The 19876-nt window shown below is 67.3% G+C and carries 19 protein-coding genes and 1 pseudogene; 7 read left to right on the plus strand and 13 right to left on the minus strand.

The window, feature by feature from the left end; translation table 11 throughout:
* Positions 1-5: 5 nt before the first annotated feature.
* The 5 genes from BRW65_RS17600 to BRW65_RS17620 are packed head-to-tail and all read right to left on the minus strand — an operon-like array spanning position 6 to position 6498.
* Positions 6-1313 (minus strand): LLM class flavin-dependent oxidoreductase, encoded by a 1308-nt coding sequence (locus tag BRW65_RS17600; protein WP_073876763.1) that lies wholly within the window; start codon positions 1311-1313, stop codon positions 6-8.
* 2 nt (positions 1314-1315) lie between these two features.
* Positions 1316-3055 carry an FAD-binding protein gene (locus BRW65_RS17605; protein ID WP_073876765.1) on the minus strand — a complete coding sequence of 580 codons (1740 nt, stop codon included), beginning with the start codon at positions 3053-3055 and terminating at the stop codon, positions 1316-1318.
* Entirely contained in the window at positions 3052-3969 is a 918-nt protein-coding gene (locus BRW65_RS17610; protein WP_244168120.1) for a 3-carboxyethylcatechol 2,3-dioxygenase, read from the minus strand. Before BRW65_RS17610 ends, BRW65_RS17605 begins: the two co-directional genes overlap by 4 nt.
* On the minus strand, positions 3917-5635 hold the full coding sequence (locus BRW65_RS17615; RefSeq protein WP_073876769.1) for a bifunctional 3-(3-hydroxy-phenyl)propionate/3-hydroxycinnamic acid hydroxylase: 1719 nt from the start codon (positions 5633-5635) through the stop codon (positions 3917-3919). Before BRW65_RS17615 ends, BRW65_RS17610 begins: the two co-directional genes overlap by 53 nt.
* Positions 5635-6498 carry an alpha/beta fold hydrolase gene (locus BRW65_RS17620; RefSeq protein WP_073876771.1) on the minus strand — a complete coding sequence of 288 codons (864 nt, stop codon included), beginning with the start codon at positions 6496-6498 and terminating at the stop codon, positions 5635-5637. Before BRW65_RS17620 ends, BRW65_RS17615 begins: the two co-directional genes overlap by 1 nt.
* A 126-nt stretch (positions 6499-6624) precedes the next feature.
* Between BRW65_RS17620 and BRW65_RS17625 the strand changes: the two genes are divergently transcribed.
* Both BRW65_RS17625 and BRW65_RS17630 read left to right on the plus strand, forming a co-directional pair.
* The gene (locus BRW65_RS17625; RefSeq protein ID WP_073876773.1) at positions 6625-7290 is read left to right on the plus strand and encodes an IclR family transcriptional regulator; all 666 of its coding nucleotides are present in this window, start codon (positions 6625-6627) and stop codon (positions 7288-7290) included.
* Between the two features lie 14 nt (positions 7291-7304).
* Positions 7305-8918: an FAD-dependent oxidoreductase gene (locus tag BRW65_RS17630; protein WP_073876775.1), complete on the plus strand. Its 1614-nt coding sequence runs from the start codon at positions 7305-7307 to the stop codon at positions 8916-8918.
* Positions 8919-8920: 2 nt separating this feature from the next.
* Here the strand turns inward: BRW65_RS17630 and BRW65_RS17635 are convergent, their stop codons facing one another.
* Entirely contained in the window at positions 8921-9295 is a 375-nt protein-coding gene (locus tag BRW65_RS17635) for a nuclear transport factor 2 family protein (RefSeq protein WP_073876829.1), read from the minus strand.
* A gap of 63 nt (positions 9296-9358) precedes the next feature.
* Entirely contained in the window at positions 9359-10579 is a 1221-nt protein-coding gene (locus BRW65_RS17640) for a sensor histidine kinase (RefSeq protein WP_073876777.1), read from the minus strand.
* A gap of 107 nt (positions 10580-10686) precedes the next feature.
* Between BRW65_RS17640 and BRW65_RS17645 the strand changes: the two genes are divergently transcribed.
* A complete protein-coding gene (locus tag BRW65_RS17645) occupies positions 10687-11340 on the plus strand; it encodes a response regulator (protein ID WP_073876779.1) in 654 nt (217 codons plus the stop codon).
* On the opposite strand, the gene BRW65_RS17650 is transcribed toward BRW65_RS17645, so the two are convergent.
* Both BRW65_RS17650 and meaB read right to left on the minus strand, forming a co-directional pair.
* On the minus strand, positions 11333-12244 hold the full coding sequence (locus tag BRW65_RS17650; protein ID WP_244168121.1) for a thiamine pyrophosphate-dependent enzyme: 912 nt from the start codon (positions 12242-12244) through the stop codon (positions 11333-11335). The two genes, BRW65_RS17645 and BRW65_RS17650, sit on opposite strands and share 8 nt — an antisense overlap.
* Before the next feature lie 200 nt (positions 12245-12444).
* On the minus strand, positions 12445-13323 hold the full coding sequence (gene meaB, locus BRW65_RS17655; protein ID WP_073876781.1) for a methylmalonyl Co-A mutase-associated GTPase MeaB: 879 nt from the start codon (positions 13321-13323) through the stop codon (positions 12445-12447).
* A gap of 247 nt (positions 13324-13570) precedes the next feature.
* On the opposite strand from meaB, the gene BRW65_RS17660 reads away from it, so the two are divergent.
* The gene (locus tag BRW65_RS17660; RefSeq protein WP_432206434.1) at positions 13571-14428 is read left to right on the plus strand and encodes a proline iminopeptidase-family hydrolase; all 858 of its coding nucleotides are present in this window, start codon (positions 13571-13573) and stop codon (positions 14426-14428) included.
* Positions 14429-14479: 51 nt separating this feature from the next.
* Here the strand turns inward: BRW65_RS17660 and BRW65_RS17665 are convergent, their stop codons facing one another.
* The 4 genes from BRW65_RS17665 to BRW65_RS17685 form a co-directional block, all read right to left on the minus strand.
* A complete protein-coding gene (locus BRW65_RS17665; protein ID WP_073876783.1) occupies positions 14480-15247 on the minus strand; it encodes an enoyl-CoA hydratase/isomerase family protein in 768 nt (255 codons plus the stop codon).
* Between the two features lie 273 nt (positions 15248-15520).
* Positions 15521-16609 carry an acyl-CoA dehydrogenase family protein gene (locus tag BRW65_RS17675; RefSeq protein WP_073876785.1) on the minus strand — a complete coding sequence of 363 codons (1089 nt, stop codon included), beginning with the start codon at positions 16607-16609 and terminating at the stop codon, positions 15521-15523.
* Positions 16596-17501 carry an acyl-CoA dehydrogenase family protein gene (locus tag BRW65_RS17680; protein ID WP_073876786.1) on the minus strand — a complete coding sequence of 302 codons (906 nt, stop codon included), beginning with the start codon at positions 17499-17501 and terminating at the stop codon, positions 16596-16598. The genes BRW65_RS17675 and BRW65_RS17680 overlap by 14 nt, the downstream gene beginning before the upstream one ends.
* A complete protein-coding gene (locus tag BRW65_RS17685) occupies positions 17479-18882 on the minus strand; it encodes a class I adenylate-forming enzyme family protein (protein WP_073876788.1) in 1404 nt (467 codons plus the stop codon). Before BRW65_RS17685 ends, BRW65_RS17680 begins: the two co-directional genes overlap by 23 nt.
* A 123-nt stretch (positions 18883-19005) precedes the next feature.
* Here BRW65_RS17685 and BRW65_RS17690 point away from each other — a divergent pair, with 123 nt between their 5' ends.
* The 3 genes and pseudogenes from BRW65_RS17690 to BRW65_RS17700 form a co-directional block, all read left to right on the plus strand.
* A complete protein-coding gene (locus tag BRW65_RS17690; protein WP_073876833.1) occupies positions 19006-19341 on the plus strand; it encodes a 2Fe-2S iron-sulfur cluster-binding protein in 336 nt (111 codons plus the stop codon).
* Between the two features lie 23 nt (positions 19342-19364).
* The gene (locus tag BRW65_RS17695) at positions 19365-19679 is read left to right on the plus strand and encodes a DUF4286 family protein (protein ID WP_073876835.1); all 315 of its coding nucleotides are present in this window, start codon (positions 19365-19367) and stop codon (positions 19677-19679) included.
* A 9-nt stretch (positions 19680-19688) separates the two neighbouring features.
* Positions 19689-19859: pseudogene (locus BRW65_RS17700) on the plus strand (amidohydrolase family protein); the annotation flags it as partial.
* Positions 19860-19876: the final 17 nt, after the last annotated feature.

The raw sequence follows: 19876 nt of genomic DNA on the forward strand, positions 1-19876 counted from the left end.
TGGAGTCACTTGTTCTGCTGCTGTTCCTTCAACCGCTGGGCCGCCTGCACCCGGCCCTCGTTGATCTCCGCCATGGCTTCGGGGATCTCGCTGGCGGTGAACTTACCGCCTCGGCCGGTGGGCAGGCCGCCGAATGCGTACTTCTCATCGAACTTCGGGGCGCTGGATCGCGGCCGCCGCGCCTCGACCTTCTCGATGACGGGTTCCAGCCGCTTGGCCTTTTCGGCCACCGCCTTGGCGTCCCGCTCGATGAATTCGGGCAGCACGTCGGAGCCCATCAGTTCGATGGATTCCATCGTGCCCTCGTGGCTGCGTGGGTTGAGCAGCAGGATGATCTCGTCGACGCCGCTTTCTTCGTAGCCGCGCAGGAATTCGCGGACGGTGGCGGGCGACCCGATCGCGCCACGCCCGGGACCGTACGCCAGCGTCGGATCTTTTTCGACCTCTTCCAGATACCGCTGCCATACCCTGGTCCGGCCGGGCGTGTGTACGCCCGTCATGTAGTAGTGCATGATTCCGAAGGAGAAGAATCCGCCGCCCTGTCCCAGCCGTTGCAGCGCCTGCTCGTCGGTTTTGGCGACCATCATCGACAGGTCACCGCCGATGGCCAGGATGTTGGGGTTGATCCGCGGTGTGACGGGCACGCCGTTCTCTTCGAATTCCTTGTAATAGCCGTTCACCCGCTCAGTCAGCGGCCCTGGCCCGGTGTAGGCGAAACTCAGGGCACCGATGGCCTTTTGGGCCGCCATTTGCACGCTCGCCGGCCGCGTGCAGGCGACCCAGACCGGCGGGTGGGGCTTTTGGAGCGGCTTGGGAACGACGTTGCGGGCCGGCATCTGGACGTGCTCACCGTCAAAGCCGGAGAACGGCTCCTCGATCATGCAGCGGATCGAGACCTCGAGGGCCTCTTCCCACTGGGCCCGCTTGTCGGCGGGATCGATGTTGAATCCGCCGAGTTCACCGACGGATGACGATTCCCCGGTGCCGAATTCGACTCGGCCGTTGGAGAGCAGGTCGAGGGTGGCGATGCGTTCGGCGACCCGGGCGGGGTGATTGACCACGGGCGGCAGGTGCATGATGCCGAATCCGAGCCGGATGTTCTTGGTCCGCTGGCTGGCGGCGGCCAGGAAGATCTCCGGCGCCGTCGAGTGGCAGTATTCCTCGAGGAAGTGGTGTTCGGTCAGCCAGACGGTGGAGAAGCCCGCCTTGTCGGCGGCCTCGACCTCGTCGAGGCACTCCTGCATCATGATGTGTTCGTCGTCGGGCGCCCAGGGCCGCGGTAGGGCGAATTCGTAGAACAGGGATATCTTCATCGTTACCTCCTATGAGAGTTAAGGGTCCGGTCGGCGGCATGTGCGGCAATGTGATTCGCGGCGACGAAGCCGAATGTCATCGCGGGCCCGATGGTCGCCCCGGCGCCGGCGTAGCTGCGTCCCATCACCGGCGCGGAGGTGTTACCCACCGCGTACAGTCCCGCCACCACGGTGCCGTCGTCCCGTAGCACCCGCGCGTATTCGTCGGTGCTCAGGCCGCCCGACGTCCCGAGGTCGCCGAGGACGATCCGGAACGCGTAGTAGGGCGGGTCGCCTAACGGGTACAGGTTCGGGTTGGGCAGTGTGGGATCGCCGTAGTAGTTGTCGTAGACGCTCTCGCCCCGGTGGAAATCGTCGTCGTGGCCGTTGCGGGCGAGTTCGTTGAAACGGCGGACGGTTTGGGAAAGATGGTCCGCCGGCACGTCGATGCGGGCGGCCATCTCGTCCCAGGTCGTCGCGGCCTTGACCACGCCCGATTCCAGCCACGCCGCGGGGACTTTGCGGCCGGTGGGCACGGGCGCGCCCGGGATCTTGGGTATCGGCAGGTGACCTGCGATGACGTAGCGGTTCCACGACCTGTGGTCGGTGATCAGCCAACAGGGGATGTGGGTGACCCCGGTCTGCTGTCCGTCGATCATGGCGTGGCCGAAGTCCATGTAGGGCGCCGCCTCGTTGATGAAGCGTTTGCCGTCGCCGTTGACGATGAACTGTGCCGGCATCATGCGTTCGTTGAGCATGAACTGCATCCGGCCGTCCGGCCACTGGATGGCGGGAAACCACCACGCCTCATCGAGCAACTCGACTGCGGCGCCGAGCTTTTGGGCCGCGCGGATGCCATCTCCCATCGCGGCCGGGTTGCCGAAGCTCCAGTCCTGATCCACCACGGGTAGCAGTTCCTTGCGCCAGGCCAGGTCGTGGTCGAAGCCGCCGGAGGCCAGGATGACCCCGAGACGCGCGCCGATTCGTTGTGTTTCGCCGTGCCTTTCCACGACCACGCCGATCACCGATCCGTCGGCGTCGGCGAGCAGCTCGGTCATCGGCGAGTCCAGCCACAGCGGGATCCCACGCTCGCGCATGGTCAACCTGAGGCGAGCGGCCAGCGACTGTCCGATCGCCGCCATCCGCTCGCCGAACACCCGCGCCCGGACCATCCGCGCAATCAGCTTGACCAACACGCCCTTGCCGGCCCACGATTGCCGGATGCGGTAGAAGGTCCGAAGCTCCTTGGGCCCGAGCCAGATTCCCCTGGGCGCCAGCGCCAGCGGCTTGAGCAGTAGCTGTTCGTCGGGACCCAGCTTCCGCAGGTCGATGGGCGGGACGTTGATGGTGCTGCCGAGTTCCGATCCGCCGGGCAGTTCCGGATAGTAGTCGGCGTAGCCGGGCTTCCAGACGAACTCGCACCATCCGGAGAGCTGCTCGAGGAACCCGAGCATTTTCGGTGCGGACTCCACGTACTGCCGTATCCGCGCCTCGTCGACCAGTCCGCCGGTGATCTGGCGCAGGTAGTCGACGACGCCTTCGGGTTCCGGGGCGTAGCCCTCCCTGCGTTGGGCGGGCGCGCCGGGCACCCAGATACCGCCTCCGGACAGGGCGGTGGAGCCGCCGAAGTACGACGATTTTTCCACCACCAGCGCGTCCAGGCCGGCGGCCTGCGCGGTGAGGGCGGCCGTCATGCCGCCGCCTCCCGAACCGACGACGAGCACGTCCACAACTTGGTTGAAACGGTCTGCCGCGGTGGTCATTTCGGGATGGCCGTTCTGATGGCGAATCCAGCGATAAGTTCAGGGGCCGGTTTGTAGTAGCGCCCGACGGTTTCGTACGGGCCCGCGCTCGCCAGCGCCCCGAATGCGGCGACCCAAGTTCTGATCTCCTGGGCGGAGCTGCCGCCCTCGTGGGTGACGAACGAGTTGGACCACTGGTCGAGTTCGGCGAGCCAGCCGCCGTCGATGATCTCGAGGAATCGCTGATCCCATACCGGGTTCAGGGGTTGCAGGTCGCTGTCACCGCTGGCGAAGCTCTTGGCCGCGTCGATCACGGCCGCCTGCCGGGCCTGCCGCTGTTCGGGCGTCATCGGCTGACCGTGCACGATGCGCTCCAACACCGGCGACGGCGCCCTCGCCGGCGTGGGCACCGGCGGGCTGTGCGAAAGCCCACCCGACCCCAGCACGAGGACCCTCTTGTCAAGCGTGGACAAGTAGCTGCCCACGGCGGTGCCGAGCGCCCGGCAACGATGTAATGGCCCCAGCGGCGCGCCGATCGCGTTGACGAAGATGGGTATCACCGGCCGCGCGGTCGCCACGCCGAACAGCTTTTCGAGCGGCTGGACGGTGCCGTGGTCCACGTCCATGCACGCCGAGACCGCGACGTCGACCCCGGCGTCGAGCACGGCTTTCGCACACTCGGTGGCGAGCTGCTGCGGGACGTCGAGCGGGCCCGCATGGGTGCCGTAGTCCCCGACCCCGTTGGCGCCGGTGCCGATGCAGAAGGGCGGCATCAGCTTGTAGAAGAACCCGTTGTAGTGGTCCGGGGAGAAGACGACGACGAGTTCCGGGTCGTAGTCGTCGACGAATCGCCGCGCTTCGACGATGGCGCCCTCGATGTCGTCAAGCAGGTCCTGCGACGGCCCCGGAAGATTCAGGAGCGGGCTGTGCGACATACAGCACAGAGCCAGTGCCACTTTGCGGTTCACCCCCTCGCGGCGTAAGGGTGAGTGCGTCCAGCAGTGCAACGCTCAGGTCGGGGGCGCGCTGGGCAATGCAGGCGCCGGCGATGCACCGATCGGGACGCAGGAACAACACCGACTCCTGGTAGGTGTCGAACCAGGACTTGACGGCGCCACTGGGATCGCCGACGACCACCACGTCGGGATCGTCGTGTCCGGTCCAGTGCAGCTGGGTCGCGGGGCGCAAAGCAACGAACTTCGCGCCCAGCGCTTTCCAGTCCGCGAAGGCGACATCGCCGAGAATCCTGCGGGGATTGTTGTTCCAGCACAGCACGGCGAACCAGTCACCGAGGACGTCGTCCAGCAGCACATTCTGTCTCTCGCGGGTGTCGACCCGCGGCTGGATGAACAGCGTGCCCACCGGTGAATCGGCCCGGCCGGCAGTGCCGTGTACGACGGCCCCTTGTTCGTAACGCGGCATCGGTTTGAACCGCATCTCCAGCACATACCGCTTGAGCGACGGCACGATTGACGCCGACCGCACCAGCAGGTCTCGCGCACCGGCCACCCGCCGGTTGGTCGGCGAGATCACTCGACCCACCATCGTGGAAAGGTCGATCATCGCCCGCGCATGCTTGCGGCGCTCCACGTCATAGGTGTCCAGCAGCTTGTCGTCCGCGCGGCCGCTGACCACCGCCGCCAGCTTCCAACCCAGGTTGGCCGCGTCCCGGATGCCGCTGTTGTAGCCCTGCCCCTGCCACACCGGCATCAAGTGCGCGGCGTCGCCGGCCAGCAACAGCCGGCCCCTGCGAAACGCCCCGGCGATCCGGGAGTGATGCGTGTAGACGCGCCGACGGATCACGTCGACGCGGTCCGGGTGCGGCACCATCCGGGCCAGCATCCGCGTCAGGAACGCCGGATCCTCCGCCTGCTCGTCGGTCTCGTCGGCGTGGATCATGAACTCGAACCGCCGGATTCCGTGCGCGACCGAGATCGACGCGTACGGCCGTTCGGGGTCGGCGCCGACCTCGCTGTTGGGATGGCCGAGCGGGTCGTTGGCGATGTCGACCACCAGCCAGCGCGTGGATGATGTCGTCCCGTCGAACGACACGTCCATCATGCGGCGGGTCATGCTGCGACCCCCGTCGCAGCCGACCACATAATGCGCTCGCAGGCTGGATGTTTCGTGGTCGGGCCCCCCGCCGAGCTCGACGGTCACCCCGCCGGCGTCTTCCCGGCAAGCCGTCATCGGTCGTCCCCACCACACCTCGACGTGCTCGAACCGGTCGAGACCGGCCAGCAACTCGGCGTCGACAAGGGGTTGCACGAAGCCATTGCGCTTCGGCCACCCGAAACGCGCGTCGGGCGGGGCCATTTCGGCGAGCACGCGCCGCCTGGCGTCGACGAAACGCAGGATCTGGTTGGGCACCGTGTGCGGCACTACCCGGTCGGCCAGCCCGACCGACTGGAACGTGCGCAACGCCTCGTCGTCAAGCCCCACTCCGCGCGGATAGTCGATCAGCGTGTTCCGCTCCTCGACCAAGACCGTGCGAATTCCCTGCAGGCCAAGGATATTCGCCAAGGTCAGGCCGACCGGTCCCGCCCCGACCACGACCACGTCGGTGTCGATTCCCGCCGGCTCGCGCCCCGCGTCGACCATCACCGCCCCAGCAGGAAGTCGAGATGCAAACGATTGAAGGTCTTGGCGTCCTCGTATTGTGGCCAGTGACCGCAGCCGGGCATCACCTCGAAGCGCGCGTTGGGGATCATCGACGCGATCCGGCGGCCCTCGGTCACGTCGGCGGTCGGGTCATCACTGGTCCACAGCACCAGCGTGGGCGCGATGATCGCACCGTACTCGTCGGAGCCGATGATGTTGCGCGCACGGATCTCGGGGTCCTGCAACGCCATGATGTCGCGCATGGCGTCGACGAATCCCGGTTGGCGATAAACCCGTTGGCGGCTGGCGACCAAATCGGCATAGTCCTTGGACTTGTCGGCCATCAGCCACTTGATCCGCGCCTGCACCGTCTCCCAGGTCGGGTCTTCGGCGGCCGCCATGGACAGCGTGATGATCCGCTTCATCACGACCGGGTCGGCCTGCGAGCCGCCGGCGGTGTTCAGGACGAGCCGGTCCACCACGTCCGGATGGTCGATGGCGGCGCGGGCGGCCACCCATCCGCCCAGCGATTCGCCGCTGATGCAGGCGCGATCGACACCGACGGTGCGCAGGACGGCCATCAGGTGCTCGACGTAATGGCGGACCTCCAGCGGGTGGCCCGGCTTACCGGTATAGCCGTGGCCCAGCATGTCGATGGACCAGGTCCAGAAGTGCTCGGCGTGCGCCCCGAGGTTGCGCACGTATGCCTCGGCGTGGCCGCCCGATCCATGTAGCAGCACCAGCACCGGCTTAGCGGGGTCGCCGGCGCGCAGGTAGCGCGTACGCACACCGCCGGCGTCGAGGTAGCCCTGCTCAAACGCGACGCCCTGCAGATCGCTCCAGATGCTCTCGAACTCCGCCACGGTTCCTCTCTGGCCGATGGGTCGGGAAATCCCGTTCTCGTTTTCGGCTTATCTGGTGTGCTAATATCGCACACTAATGTGCGTTATATATAGAGCTTCGCTCTCGCGCCGAGGTCTGTCAAGGCTGTGACGGGCTCGCAGACACTGGCCAGGGGACTGACCGCGCTACAAACGGTGGCGGATTCCCCCGGCGGCCTCACCGTGCAACAGCTGGCCGACCAGGTCGGGGTGCATCGCACCATCGCCTATCGATTGCTGACAACGTTGGCGGAGTTTCGGCTGGTGGCCAAGGGCGAGGACGGCCGCTACCGCCCCGCGGCCGGCCTCGCGGTTCTCGGCGCCGCATTCGACCGCAACGTGCGCCAAGTCAGTCTCCCGACGCTGCGCACCCTGGCGGACGAGCTCGGCACCACGGTCTCGTTGCTCATCGCCGAGGGTGACCAGCAGGTAGCCATCGCGGTGATCGTGCCGAGCCATGTGGCCTACCAACTGTCCTTCCACGAAGGCAGCCGGTATCCGCTGGACCGCGGCGCCGCCGGGATCGCCTTGCTCGCCAGCATGCCGCCGCGCCCGGGCGAGCGAGACCTGGTGACTCGCGCGCGCGAGTGCGGCTGGGTGACCACCTACGGGGAGATCGAGCCGAACACCTACGGCCTGGCCGTGGCGGTGCACCGCCCGCCGCCGTCACCGCCAACCTGCATCAACCTCATCTCGCACCGAGAAGACGTCGTGATGCGCGGAAAGGATGCGGTGGTCAAAGCCGCGAGACAGTTGTCGGACCTGCTGAGCTGAAGGGGTAGCAATCCATGCCGTGGGACATGCAAGCCGACGTCGTCGTGCTCGGCAGCGGAGGCGCCGGACTCACCGCCGCACTCACCGCCGCCGCGGCCGGCGCCTCGGTGCAGGTCTTCGAGAAGGCGCCGACCGTCGGCGGAACCACCGCGGTGTCCGGCGGCGTGGTGTGGATCCCCGCCCACAACCGTTCTCCCGACGGGGAATTGACGCCCGCCGACGCGCTGCGCTACCTGCGCGCGCAGTCTCTGGGCTCGATGGACGACGAGCTGGTCGAGACTTTCGTGCACACCGGTCCCACGATGCTCGACTTCGTCGAGGCGCACAGCGGCCTGCGTTTCGAGATCGCCACCGGCTTCCCTGACTACCGGCCCGAGCTGCCGGGGGGACAACCCGGCGGAGGGCGATCGCTGACCGCGGCGCCGTTCGATTTGAACCAGCTAGGTGACTGGCGCGACCGGATCACCGCGTTCCCCGCCGACTGGTCCAACGTCGGTATCGATGCCGAAACAAGGGCACGCCTGCACGTGACGATCGACGAAGGCAGCGACCTCTGCGTCGCCGGCACGGCGCTCATTGCGGGCCTGCTCAAGGGATTGCTGGACGCCGGGGTCACGCCCCGGACTGACGGCCGGGCCGAGGAGCTCATCGCCGAGGATTCAGAGATCGTCGGCGTGCGTATCGCGTTGCCCCAGCGCACCATCCGGGTGCGCGCGCGGCGCGGAGTCGTCCTGGGTGTCGGCGGCTTCGAATGGAATCCGGGTTTGGTGCGGGCATTCCTGCGCGGCCCGATGCACGGCGCGGTGTCTCCGCCCAACAACACCGGAGACGGCCTGCGCATGGCGATGGCGCACGGCGCGGACCTGGCCAACATGGGCGAGGCCTGGTGGGTACCGATCGTTCAGATCCCGGGCGACACGATCGAGGGCAAGCAACGCAGCCGCAGCGTGCGCCTGGAGCGCACGCGGCCGCGGAGCATCATCGTCAACTCGGCGGGGCGGCGCTTCGTCAACGAGGCGTGCGACTACAACTCCATGGCCGGCGCCTTCCACTACCTCGATCCCCGCGGCGGGTACGTCAACGACCGGGGATGGATGGTGTTCGATTCAATTCACCTGCGGCGCTATGGATTCCTGGGCGTCGAACCGGGACAACCCGTTCCGGACTGGTTTTGCGAGTCCGCCGACCTCGCCGAGCTGGCCGCCAAGACCGGCATCGACGCGGCCGGCTTGATCCGCACCGTCGAGGACTGGAACCGCCACGTGGCAACCGGGGCCGACCCCGAATTCGGGCGCGGCTCCAGCGCCTACGACGGCTATTGGGGCGACGGCAGTGCGACCACACCCGCGGGCAAGACCCTCGGCCCGATCGACACCGCGCCGTTCTATGCGGTGCCGGTGAGCGTCGGCGCGATGGGCACCAAGGGCGGTCCGCGCACCGACCGCGACGGGCGGGTGCTGCATGTCGGCGGAGAGCCGATCCCGGGCCTGTACGCCGCCGGTAATGCGATGGGCGGGGTCACCGGGCGCGCCTACGGTGGTGCCGGCGGGACATTGGGCCCGGCAATGGTTTTCGGTTACCGCGCCGGTCACTCGGCCGCTACTGGAAAGTCCGTCGAGCTCTCTTAGCGCTAACTGAAAGCGTTCGTGATGGCCGCCATGTCAAAGTAGTCGCGCCATGCGGCGATCCGATCGTCGTGCACTTCGAAGACGCCCATCACCGGCAAAGGAATCGATCCACCGTCCTTGCGTCGCATGACGTCGGTGCGTTCGTTCATCACCAGCGTCCCGTCGGCGACCTGCCGATGGACGTTGAAGTCGATCCCGTCGAACGCGGCCAGGAACCCCGCGATGAATTCGCGTATCGCCTCGCGGCCATGCACCGGGGCCATCGGGATGTTGTGGTAGACCGCGTCTTCGGTGAAATACGCGGCAATCGCGTCCGGATCCGGCGATGCCCAACGCTTACAGAATTCCGTCACCAACTCGTCGGCAGAACGTGTCATGCCCTTCATGCAACACATCGCAGGGGGGCAAATCAAGACCGAAGGCGCCCGGCAGATCCCGGTTTAGTCGGGGACCGGCAACTCGACACAGATGTGGGTGCCAACGGGAGTGTCGAGGAAGACGAATGTTCCCCCGGCGGCTTCCACGCGGGCCCGGTGTGAGGCCAATCCGATGTGCCCCTCGCCGAGCCGGCGCGCCACCGTCTGCTCGTCGAATCCCACGCCGTCGTCGACCATATGCAAGACGCACGTTCCGTCCGTGATGCCCAGCATCACCGAAGCGCTCCGGGCCCGCGAATGCTGCACGATGTTGGACAGCAGCTCGCGGACCACACCGAACACGACCGGGTCGATCTGGGTGCGAATCGGGTAATCGATGTCGGTCGAAATGTCGATTTTCGATCGATGGGTGGTCAAGGTCGCCAGCTGCTGGACCGCCGCGGCCAACCCGACCTGCTCGAGGACGGCGGGATGCAGCTCGAACGTGGCCTGCCGCAACCGCTCCGATGCCATCTGCAGACCGGCCAGCGCGCGCGCTACGCGGTCATCGCCCGGCAGCGCCGCGTCCAATTCGACCAGCTCCTGGCGCACCGCCAAAATGTCCTGCAGCGGTCCGTCGTGGATGGATTCCGAGATGCGCCGCTGCTCGACGTCGGAAGCGGTCATCGTCTGCGCGAGCAGCTCCTCGCGCAGCGTGCTCAGACCGGCCACCGAGCGGGTGTGTCGCTCTTCCACCCGGACCGCGACAAACGCTGTCACACAGAGGAATCCGTAGAGCAGGAACCGGAACGTGGCCTCGCTGGCACCGATCGATCCGACCATCTCCGGGTCCTCGAGCACCGCGATCGCGAACCCCACCATGGAAAAGAGAAGCACCACGGCCGCCCGCCGGGAGGAGACGTCGAGCCCGATCAGGATCGGCAGCACCGTCATGATGAGCAGCGGATGAAGTCCGTTCGTCGACAACACCTGGAAGACGGTCAGCACGAGCACATCGATGACCGTGAACGCAAACGGCTCCAGGCGGCCGACGCGGGCCAGCCGCCCCCGGGTAAGCCATCGTCGGCTCGGTGAGAATGCCAGCGTCAGGGCGCAAAGCGCCACCACGCCGTACGCCACGATGAGCACAGTTTGCTGGGTCCACTCGGACCTGCGGGTGCCGCTGAGCATCGCAGCGATCATCAAGGCCACCACGCCGATCCGGAGGACCGACGCGAGTCGATACGAACGCAGCTGATGAAGCTTGCGCACCCGACCCAGTTCCGCGTCACTGGCGACCGCCACGCGAACACAGTACTCATCCGCGGCGGCTCTCTCGGGGCAAAGCGCCCAGGCGTGCATCAGAGTTTCCGCTGATTGCCGCCGACGCTTTGCGGGCTAGACTCATCGCCATGGCCGGCCCAGCATCGCCCGACAAGGTGCGGGTGGTTGTCGGCGACGATCACCCCCTGTTTCGTGAGGGCGTCGTGCGGGCGCTGTCGTCGAGCGGTTCGGTGAATGTGGTCGGCGAGGCCGACGACGGCTCGGCGGCACTGGAACTGATCAAAGAGCATCGGCCCGATGTCGCCCTGCTCGATTTCCGGATGCCCGGCATGGATGGCGGGCAGGTGGCCGCTGCGGTGCGGAGTCAGGAATTGCCGACCCGCGTGCTGCTGATTTCGGCGCACGACGAGCCGGCCATCGTGTACCAGGCATTGCAGCAAGGCGCCGCCGGATTCGTGCTGAAGGACTCGACGCGCAGCGAGATCGTCAGGGCGGTGCTCGACTGCGCGCAGGGCCGCGACGTGGTGGCGCCCGCGCTTGTCGGGGGCCTCACCGCGGAGATCCGTCACCGGGCGCAACCGACCGGACCCGTGCTCAGCGCGCGAGAGCGTGAGGTGCTCAACCGGATTGCGCGCGGCCAAAGCATCCCGGTGATCGCCGCCGAGCTGTTCGTAGCGCCGTCGACGGTCAAGACGCACGTGCAGCGCCTGTACGAGAAGCTCGGCGTCAGCGATCGCGCCGCCGCCGTTGCCGAGGCGATGCGCCAAGGCCTGCTCAGCTAGCGGCCGGCCACGGACCCGATTCGCTGACCGTCGGACCCATCGCCCGCAGGAGTGAGTTCGCGACCGCGGCGGCCTCGCCCACCAGGTGGCGAGCCCGCCGTTCCACCTCATACAGGTGGCCGGCGCTGACGCCGATGTTGGTCAGCTGTCGGCGGGCGCAAACCAACGGGTCGACCCCTGCGGGGTGGTTGGTCCGATAGGTAACCGCCTCGACCATGACGGGTCCACCGCCGGCGCCAGCGCGCTGCACTGCTTGGTCGACCGAAGCACGCACTGCCGCAACGTCTTTGCCGTCGACCGACGAGACGGGTAACCCATAGCAGTCGCGCGGCCCGCGGCGCACACCGGACCCGTCGCGGATGCTCTCGATGACGAACACGAGCGGAAGCCGCCACGACACCGCAATCCGGGCGGCCGATTGGAACTCGGCGGACTTGGCGGCATCGTCCCCGATGACGCACAGGGTGACCCCGCCTGCGCCGGCCACCTGCTGCCCGTAGGCGTCACCGATCGCGAACAAAACGGACTGCCTGACCGGGCTCGACGTGCCGAAGATCTGCTTCCATTCGGCGGCGAAGGGGCTTTCCTTCGCACCGCCGGCCGCAGACCGCCGCGGGGCGGTCATCTCGGCGATCGCCGGGCCCAACGGGCGGCCGAGGGCGACCTCCTGGGCGTGCTGGAAATGGCGGATCGCGGTGTTCAAGATGTCGCCGGGCCGAAGCGCCGCGATCGTGCCCACGGCCACCGCCTCCTGCCCGAAGGCGGCCTCCATTGGCCCGTTGAGCAGCCCGTCGATGCGCCGCTCCTCCAGCGCCATGTCGAGCAGTCGCAGCACCCACATTTGGCGGTACAGCTCCAGCTGCTCTTCAACGCGTGCAGCCGACAGTTCGGGTGTGCGAGCCATGTGCCGGGTCTCCTAACTCGTCGCGGGATCGTGGCGGCGTCGGCCGGAGCTCTGCGACGGACGGGGGTCCGGTCGGTGGCTGAGGTGACTGCCGTTGTACACAAGATCAACGTAGGGCGGCGGGGCCGGCCGGAACTCCGCCGATCGGTCCGCAAAGGGGTTGAATCCCCGTTCCCCCAATCGGGGGACAGCGCGGCGGCTTAGTCCTGCTCGCGCGGGGTCGGTGACAGCAACTGCTCAGCCGCCGAGTAGGGGTCCCGGTCGCCGTCGACGACCGTCTCGGCGAGCCGATCGAGGTCCGGCCGGCTCCGCAACCGGGTCTGCGCCAGCGACAGGATTTGGGCGCGGGCGCGGGCCAGTCGGCGGGCGCGGCTGTCGGCGCGGTGGTGATCCTCGATCGCGGCCATCAACTCCGCGATGCCCTCGCCGCGCGCGGCGACCAGGCTGACTATGGGTGCGTCGGTCTCGGCCCGCAGGTCACGCACGGTCTGTTCGGCGCCGTCGCGGTCGGCCTTGTTGACCGCCACGATGTCGGCGACTTCGAGCACCCCCGCCTTGGCCGCCTGAATCGCGTCGCCGGCACCGGGATTGAGGATGACGACGGTGGGGTCGGCCACGGCGGCGATCTCGATTTCGGACTGCCCCACCCCCACGGTCTCCAGCAGGACGACGTGGTAACCGATCGCTGCCAGCAGTCGGATCGCCGCGGGGACCGCGGCGGCCAATCCCCCCAGGTGACCACGGGTTGCCACCGACCTGATCAACACGTCGGAGTCGTTGATATGCGCGGTCATCCGTATTCGGTCGCCCAGCAGTGCACCACCGCTGAACGGCGACGACGGGTCCACGGCCAGCACCGCCACCCGTGATCCCCGCTCCCGGTAGGCGCCGACCAGGGCGGCGATCGTCGTGGACTTGCCCACGCCCGGCGGCCCGGTGATGCCGATGACATTCACCGATGACGGTTGCAGGCCGGCCAGCACCTCGTCGCGGCGCTCGCCCTCGACCAGCGAAAGGAGTCGACCGGCCGCGCGCGGAGATCCGTTGCGCGCGCCGGCAATCAGGTCGGCGATCTCCATTTAGGGGGCGGGAACCTCGATGACGGTGGCGGACACGATAACGGCTTCAGGCACGGGTTCTTTCCAGTTCGGCGAGCGCGTCGCGAGCGCCCGACAGCACCCGCAAGCGTATGAGAACACTATTCTCTCATTACGAGAGTCCGCGTTGCAAGGAGCGGTTGGCTCGCGAGCAGACAGAGAATCGCACGAACCGGGATCATATGGTGCGATTCTGCGTCTGCTCGCCAAACAGGAGGCATCGTCGGCAATGGACGGAATGATCGCGGTCCCGGGTGGCAACGTGTGGTTCAACCGGGTCGGTGGCGGACCAGGTCTTCCCCTGCTCGTCGTGCACGGCGGGCCCGGATTACCCCACAGCTATCTGCGTTCGCTGGAACGATTGGCCGACGAGCGCGAAGTCGTCTATTGGGATCAGCTTGGGTGCGGCAACTCCGAGCGCCCGTCGAACCGCGAATTGTGGACCATGCCACGGTCGGTCGCCGAGATGGACGCCGTCGTCAAGGGCTTGGGACTCAACCGATTTCACGTCTTTGGCAACTCGTGGGGCGCGATGATGGCGCAGCAGTACGCGCTCGACGTGGCCTCGGGGGCCGTCAGCCTCACCATCTCGAACAGCATCTCCTCCATACCGCTGTTCTCACAGATGGTGGCCCGGTTGAAGGCCGAGCTCGATCCGGCGACGCAGTCCGCGATCGACCGTCACGAAGCAGCCGGGACGACGTACGCGGCCGAATATCAGGACGCCATCCGCACCTGGAACGAAACCTACCTTTGTCGCGTGCGCCCCTGGCCCCCGGAGCTTTCGGCGGCATTCGGCAACATGGGAACCGACATCTTCGAGACGATGTTCGGACCAAGTGACTTCCATATCGTCGGGACGATCCGCGACTGGGACGTGTTCGACCGATTGCCGGAGATCACCGTGCCCACTCTCGTGCTCGCCGGCAGGTTCGACGAATGCGTGCCCGAACACATGTGGGAAATGCACCAGCGCATCGCCGGCTCGCGCTACGAACTGTTCGAGTCCAGCGCCCACATGCCCTTCATCGAGGAGCCGGCCAAGTTCGATCGGGTGATGCGAGACTTCCTGCGGCTCCACGACTGACGACGAGCGAATCTGCTCCCGGGCCGCCCAAACGCGCCCGCGGCCGTCGGATCAGTTCTTGCCCTTCGCCAGTTTCGTGACGATCGACCGGAAGTCGTCGGTGGTGAACGATTGTTGCTCGGCCGACAGGGCATAGTCCAAGCTGGCCAGCACCGCGCGCTCCAGATGTAAGTTGAGCACGCGTTTGGTGCTCTCGACCGCCTGCTGAGGCAGTTCCAAAATCTTTTTGGCGCAAGCGGTTGCGTCCGCGACCGGGTCGGCCGACACGTGGTTGGCCAGCCCCAACTCGACGGCACGCTGGGCACTGATGCGGGTGCCCGTCAATGCGAACTCCTTGGCCAGCAGCAGACTGATGTGCAGCGGCCAGGTCAGCGGACCGCCGTCGGCGGCCACCAATCCCACCTGCACGTGCGGATCCGCCAGGTAGGCCTCTTCGGCGATGTAGACGATGTCGCTCAGCGCCACCAGGCTGCAGCCCAGCCCGACGGCCGGGCCATTCACCGCGGCCACCACCGGGATTCGGCACCGCGCCATGCCCAAGACGATCTCTCGCCCGTCCCGAATTGTCTTGGCGCGCAGCTCGGCATCGGTCGACAGCTCCTTCAGGTAGGAGAAGTCCCCGCCCGCCGAGAACGCCCGGCCGGCCCCGGTGATGACGGCCGCGCGGGCGGTGGCGTCATCGGTCAGTCGCTGCCACAGGCGCGCGAGCCCGACGTGCAGATCGTCGTTGACCGAGTTGAGGGAATCCGGCCGGTTCAAGGTGATGATCCGCAGCGGACCGTCGGCTTGGACGTCGATTTCGGCAGGCATGTCGTACACGTCAGACTCCTTCTTTGGTCGTGACCCGCTTCACCCGGGCTCCGCCCGCATTCGCGATCACTCCTGCTACGGTCGTGACCCGCTTCACCCGGGCTCCACCCGCGTTCGCGATCACTCCTGCTACGGTCGTGACCCGCTTCACCCGGGCTCCACCCGCGTTCGCGATCACTCCTGCTACGGTCGTGACCCGCTTCACCCGGGCTCCGCCCGCGTTCGCGATCACTCCTGCTACGGTCGTGACCCGCTTCACCCGGGCTCCACCCGCGTTCGCGATCACTCCACCAATCCCAAGATGCGTGAAGCGATGATGTTCTTCTGTATCTGTGATGTCCCGCCCATTACGCTCTGCGCTCGGCTGTACAGGTAGGCGCTGAGCAGGTCCGGATCCCGGGTCCCGGTGACCGCCAGTGCGGCGTGGCCGACGGACTGCTCGACCCAGGTCATCAGCAGCTTGTCCAGCGACCCCTCGGGTCCGTGTGAGACGCCGTCAAGCTGTTCGGACAGCCGCCGCCGCACGTGATGCGTCAGCATCTCCGACTGGACCGCGGCCCATGCGAGCTCCTCGGACACCGGACCGTCGGTGCGCGCGTACAGGCTTCGCACCAGCTTGCCGTAGCGGGCGGCGTATCCGAGGGTCGAGGGTTCGCGCTCGTGGCCGACGACGGTCATGGCCACCGCCCAGCCGTCACCAGGGGCACCGACCATCCGATCGGCGGGTATCTTCGCGTCGTCGAAGAACACCTGGCCGAATTCGTTTGTCACACCGTTGATCATGCGCAGCGGGCACTGTTGCACGCCGGGCTGTTTCATCTCCAGCACGAACGCCGACAGGCCGCGGTGGCGTTTGGCCTCCGGGTCGGTGCGCGCCAGCAGCAGGCACCAGTCCGCGACGTCGGAATAGCTGGTCCAGATCTTGTGCCCGTTCACCACGTAGGTGTCGCCCTCAAGGCGAGCGGTGGTGGTCAGCGATGCCAGGTCCGAGCCGGCACCGGGCTCGCTGAAGCCCTGGCACCATCGCTCGGTGCCGTTGATGATGCCGGGCAGGAAACGTTGGCGGACCGCGTCATTCGCGTGCCGGCCGATCCCGTAGATCAGGTAGCCGACGCTGGGGCGCGGCGGGGTGCCGGCCCGGGCCAGTTCCTCGTCGACGATGACGTCATAGACGGGCGGCAGTTCCCGTCCGCCGTATTCGCGGGGGAACGACAGCCCAAAGAAGCCCTCTCGGTATAGGGCCTGGTGCCATTCGGCCTGACGGGCCCAGTATTCGTCGCCCGACCCGGAGAACTCTTTCGCGTGCACGGAAAGCCAAGAACGGAGGCGCTCCCGGAAGGCGGCTTCGTCCGGTGAGTCACGAAAGTCCAAGATCAATCTCCTTCAACGCGACGGGCCACAGTTCCGTCGAGAGCAGGGCGCGTCGCAGGTAGACGTGCACCACGCAGTCCCAGGTGTTGCCGATACCGCCGTGCACCTGAATGGCTGTCTCACAGACGGTTCGGGCGGCTCGCGCGCAGTAGACCTTCGCGACCTGGGCGGCACGGATGGCGTCGGCGGGCGGTAGCTCGTCGACCGCCCACGCGGCATGCCGCGACACGCTGATCGAACCCTCAATCAGCGCAAGGCTTTCCGCAAGCAGGTGGGCGATCGCCTGGTAGGACCCGATCGGCTTGCCGTACTGTTCCCGGATCTTGGCGTAGTCGCAGGCGACGGCGTGCGCACCGCGGGCGATCCCGACCAGGTCCGCCGTCGTGGTGACCAGCGCGAGCGCCCGCCACTGCGCGGCGATGTCGGCGGATACTTCGCCCAGTGGCACCGATGTTTCCGCGATCGTCGCGTCGGCCCGGGTCAGGTCCGCGCCGTCGGTCAGGTCCCCTACGTCGGCGGCGAGGACCCCACCGCCGGCAAGGCTGAGGGCCCGCTGGGCGCCACGCGCGTCGATCGCGCGACCGTCCACCGCGATGGTCGCGCCCGCGCCATCGGCGCCGACGTGGCGGGTCAGATCGTCGGCGAGCACCGGGCCGAGAAACGGCGCGTCGATCAGCCGTCGTCCGAATTCCTCGGCGACGATGGCCACTTCGACGCCGGACGCCCCGTCGGACCGCAGCGACCGCCAGCCCGTTCCCGCGAGTTGCTTGTCCAGACGCACAATCCGGCTTTGGTCGTCGAGGTCCTGCACCGCCGACGGCCCCAGGTCGTCGGCCAGCTTGGCGGCGGCGTCGCGCAATTGCTGTTGTTCAGCTGTCAGACGTACATCCATAGCGCTCCTTCAGCACTCGCCGCAGTACCTTGCCCGACGCCAGGCGGGGGATGTCGGGCACGAACACGACCCGGCTCAGGTGTTTGTAGGAAGCCAGCCGCTGACCGACCCGGGCGGTGAGCTCGCCGGCCTCCACGGGTGCGCACGTCGCGACCGCGGCGACCACCGCCTCCCCGTTGATCCCGTCGGGCACGCCGAATACCGCGCAGTCCTTCACGGCAGGATGGCCGTGTAGCACCGTCTCGATTTCGGCGGGCGCCACCTGAAACCCGCGCACCTTGATCATCTCTTTGAGGCGGTCGGTGATCCGCAACCAACCGCCGCCGTCGAGCCAGCCGACGTCACCGGTCCGGTACCAGCCGTCGTGAATCACCTCGCTGGTTGCGTCGGCCGGCAGGTAACCCGCCATCAGCGACGAGGATCGGGCCTGTATCTCGCCGACCTCACCGTGGCGGACCGGCTCCCCGGTCTCGAGCGAGACCACCCGCACGTCCACTCCCGGCACCGGGCGTCCAACGGAGTCCAACCGGGCACCCTCGATCGGATTGCAGGCGATCACAGGCAGTTCCGTGGTCCCGTACGCCGGCACCCACCCGATGCCGGTGCGCCGGGTCACGGTTTCCGCGACGTCGGCACTGACCGGCGTCGCCCCCCACATGATGTAGCGCAGCGAGGACAGGTCGTAGGACTCGAGCCGGGGATGCGCGGCGATGGCCAGCGCGATCGGCGCGACCGCCATTTCCACTGTGATTCGGTCACTTTCGATGTGGTGCAGCACCCGCTCGATGTCGAACCGGGGATGCAGCCGCACGCAGGCGCGGGTGCGCAGCGCCGTGAGGATGTTGAGCAGCCCGAGGATGTGCGACGGCGGCGTGGCGATTTGAATCCGGTCGCTACCCGTGAGTTGCAGCGCCCCGCGCCAGTGCCGTACGGCCTCGTCCAGCGCCGCATGGGTGTGCCGGACCGCCTTCGGCAACCCGGTGGTGCCGGAACTGAACACCAAAACGGCGTCGGATTGGGGCGGGGGCACCGCGGCGATCGGCTCCCCGGCTGTGACCGGCTCGTCGAGGTGCAGCATCGGCATGGCGCCGGCCAGTACGGGGTGGTCCCCGACAGCGTAGGCGGGTTCGGTCAAGGCGAGCGCGTGGTCGACCTCGGCACGCTTCCATGCCGGGCTGATCAGCACCGCCGCGGCCGCCAGCCGCCAGATTGCGAGGACGACGGCGACGAATTCCGGTCGATTGGACGCCATGACCGCGACGCGCTGACCTGCCGCGACACCGTTCCTGGTCAGAATCGCGGCCCAGCCGGCGGCCAGCGCATCGAGCTGAGGCAGGCTGAACCGCCGTTCCTCGAACACGACCGCGGCCGGCTCGGTCACGTCCCGTCCTTCCCTGACAGGCCGGGCTGACCCGACATCCCGACAGCTTGAGAAGATCCTATCGCTCTGTGAGAATAGTATTCTCTGCAGTGAAGAATGCAAGTACGGGAGGGGGCGGTCGAGGTGACAGTCACCCGAAACATCGAGGAGACCCCGCGGGTGACAAATCCGTCAAACGGCTCCGGCGCGGGCACGGTGACCATCCACATGGACCGCAAGAAGGTCTCGGTGCCGCTGGTCCCCGGCGAGACGCTCTTGCAGAGCGCCCGGCGGGCCGGCCTGGAACCGCCGTTCAGTTGCGAGGCGGGTAACTGCGGCACGTGCATGGCCAAGCTGGAAGAGGGCCACGCGACCATGCGGGTCAACGACGCTCTCGACGATGACGAGGTCGCCGAGGGCTACATTTTGACCTGCCAGGGCGTGCCGGACACGGATTCGGTCACAGTGCGCTACGAGTAGCGGCCCGAAGAGAGGTGGCGACGATGGCCAAGGGAATCATGTACGTCGAGAGTCGGCCCAGTTCCCCCGAACGCGAACAGGAATACAACACCTGGTACGACGAAGTGCACATACCCCAATTGCTGACGCTCGACGGTATCGTCGCGGCACGCAGGCTGCGCCCGGTTGACGGGCAGGGCCCCTATGTCGCCATCTACGAACTCGAAGGCGACGATCTGCAGGCCATTTTGGACAACATGACGGCCAACGCCAGACAGCTGCACATGTCCGATGCGTTGCTGTTGGATCCCGCGCCTGTCCCCCGATTGCTCGAGACGACGAGCGAGCGAAGCCGCTGAGTGTGGTCGAGCAACGCCTGCCGGTTCTTCAGCTGGGACCCATTCGCGCGGACACCGCGCGAGCGGGCGACGGTGAAAGCCCTGCGCGCCAACGCCGATGACGTCGACGTGTCGATCCGCTCACGCGCCGAATGGGCGCGGCTGTATCGGGAGAGGCAGGCTGCCGTAGCGGGTCGGTGACGCCGAGTGTGCGGCCA

This window comes from Mycobacterium paraffinicum (genome assembly GCF_001907675.1).
GTDB classification, from domain to species: domain Bacteria; phylum Actinomycetota; class Actinomycetes; order Mycobacteriales; family Mycobacteriaceae; genus Mycobacterium; species Mycobacterium paraffinicum_A.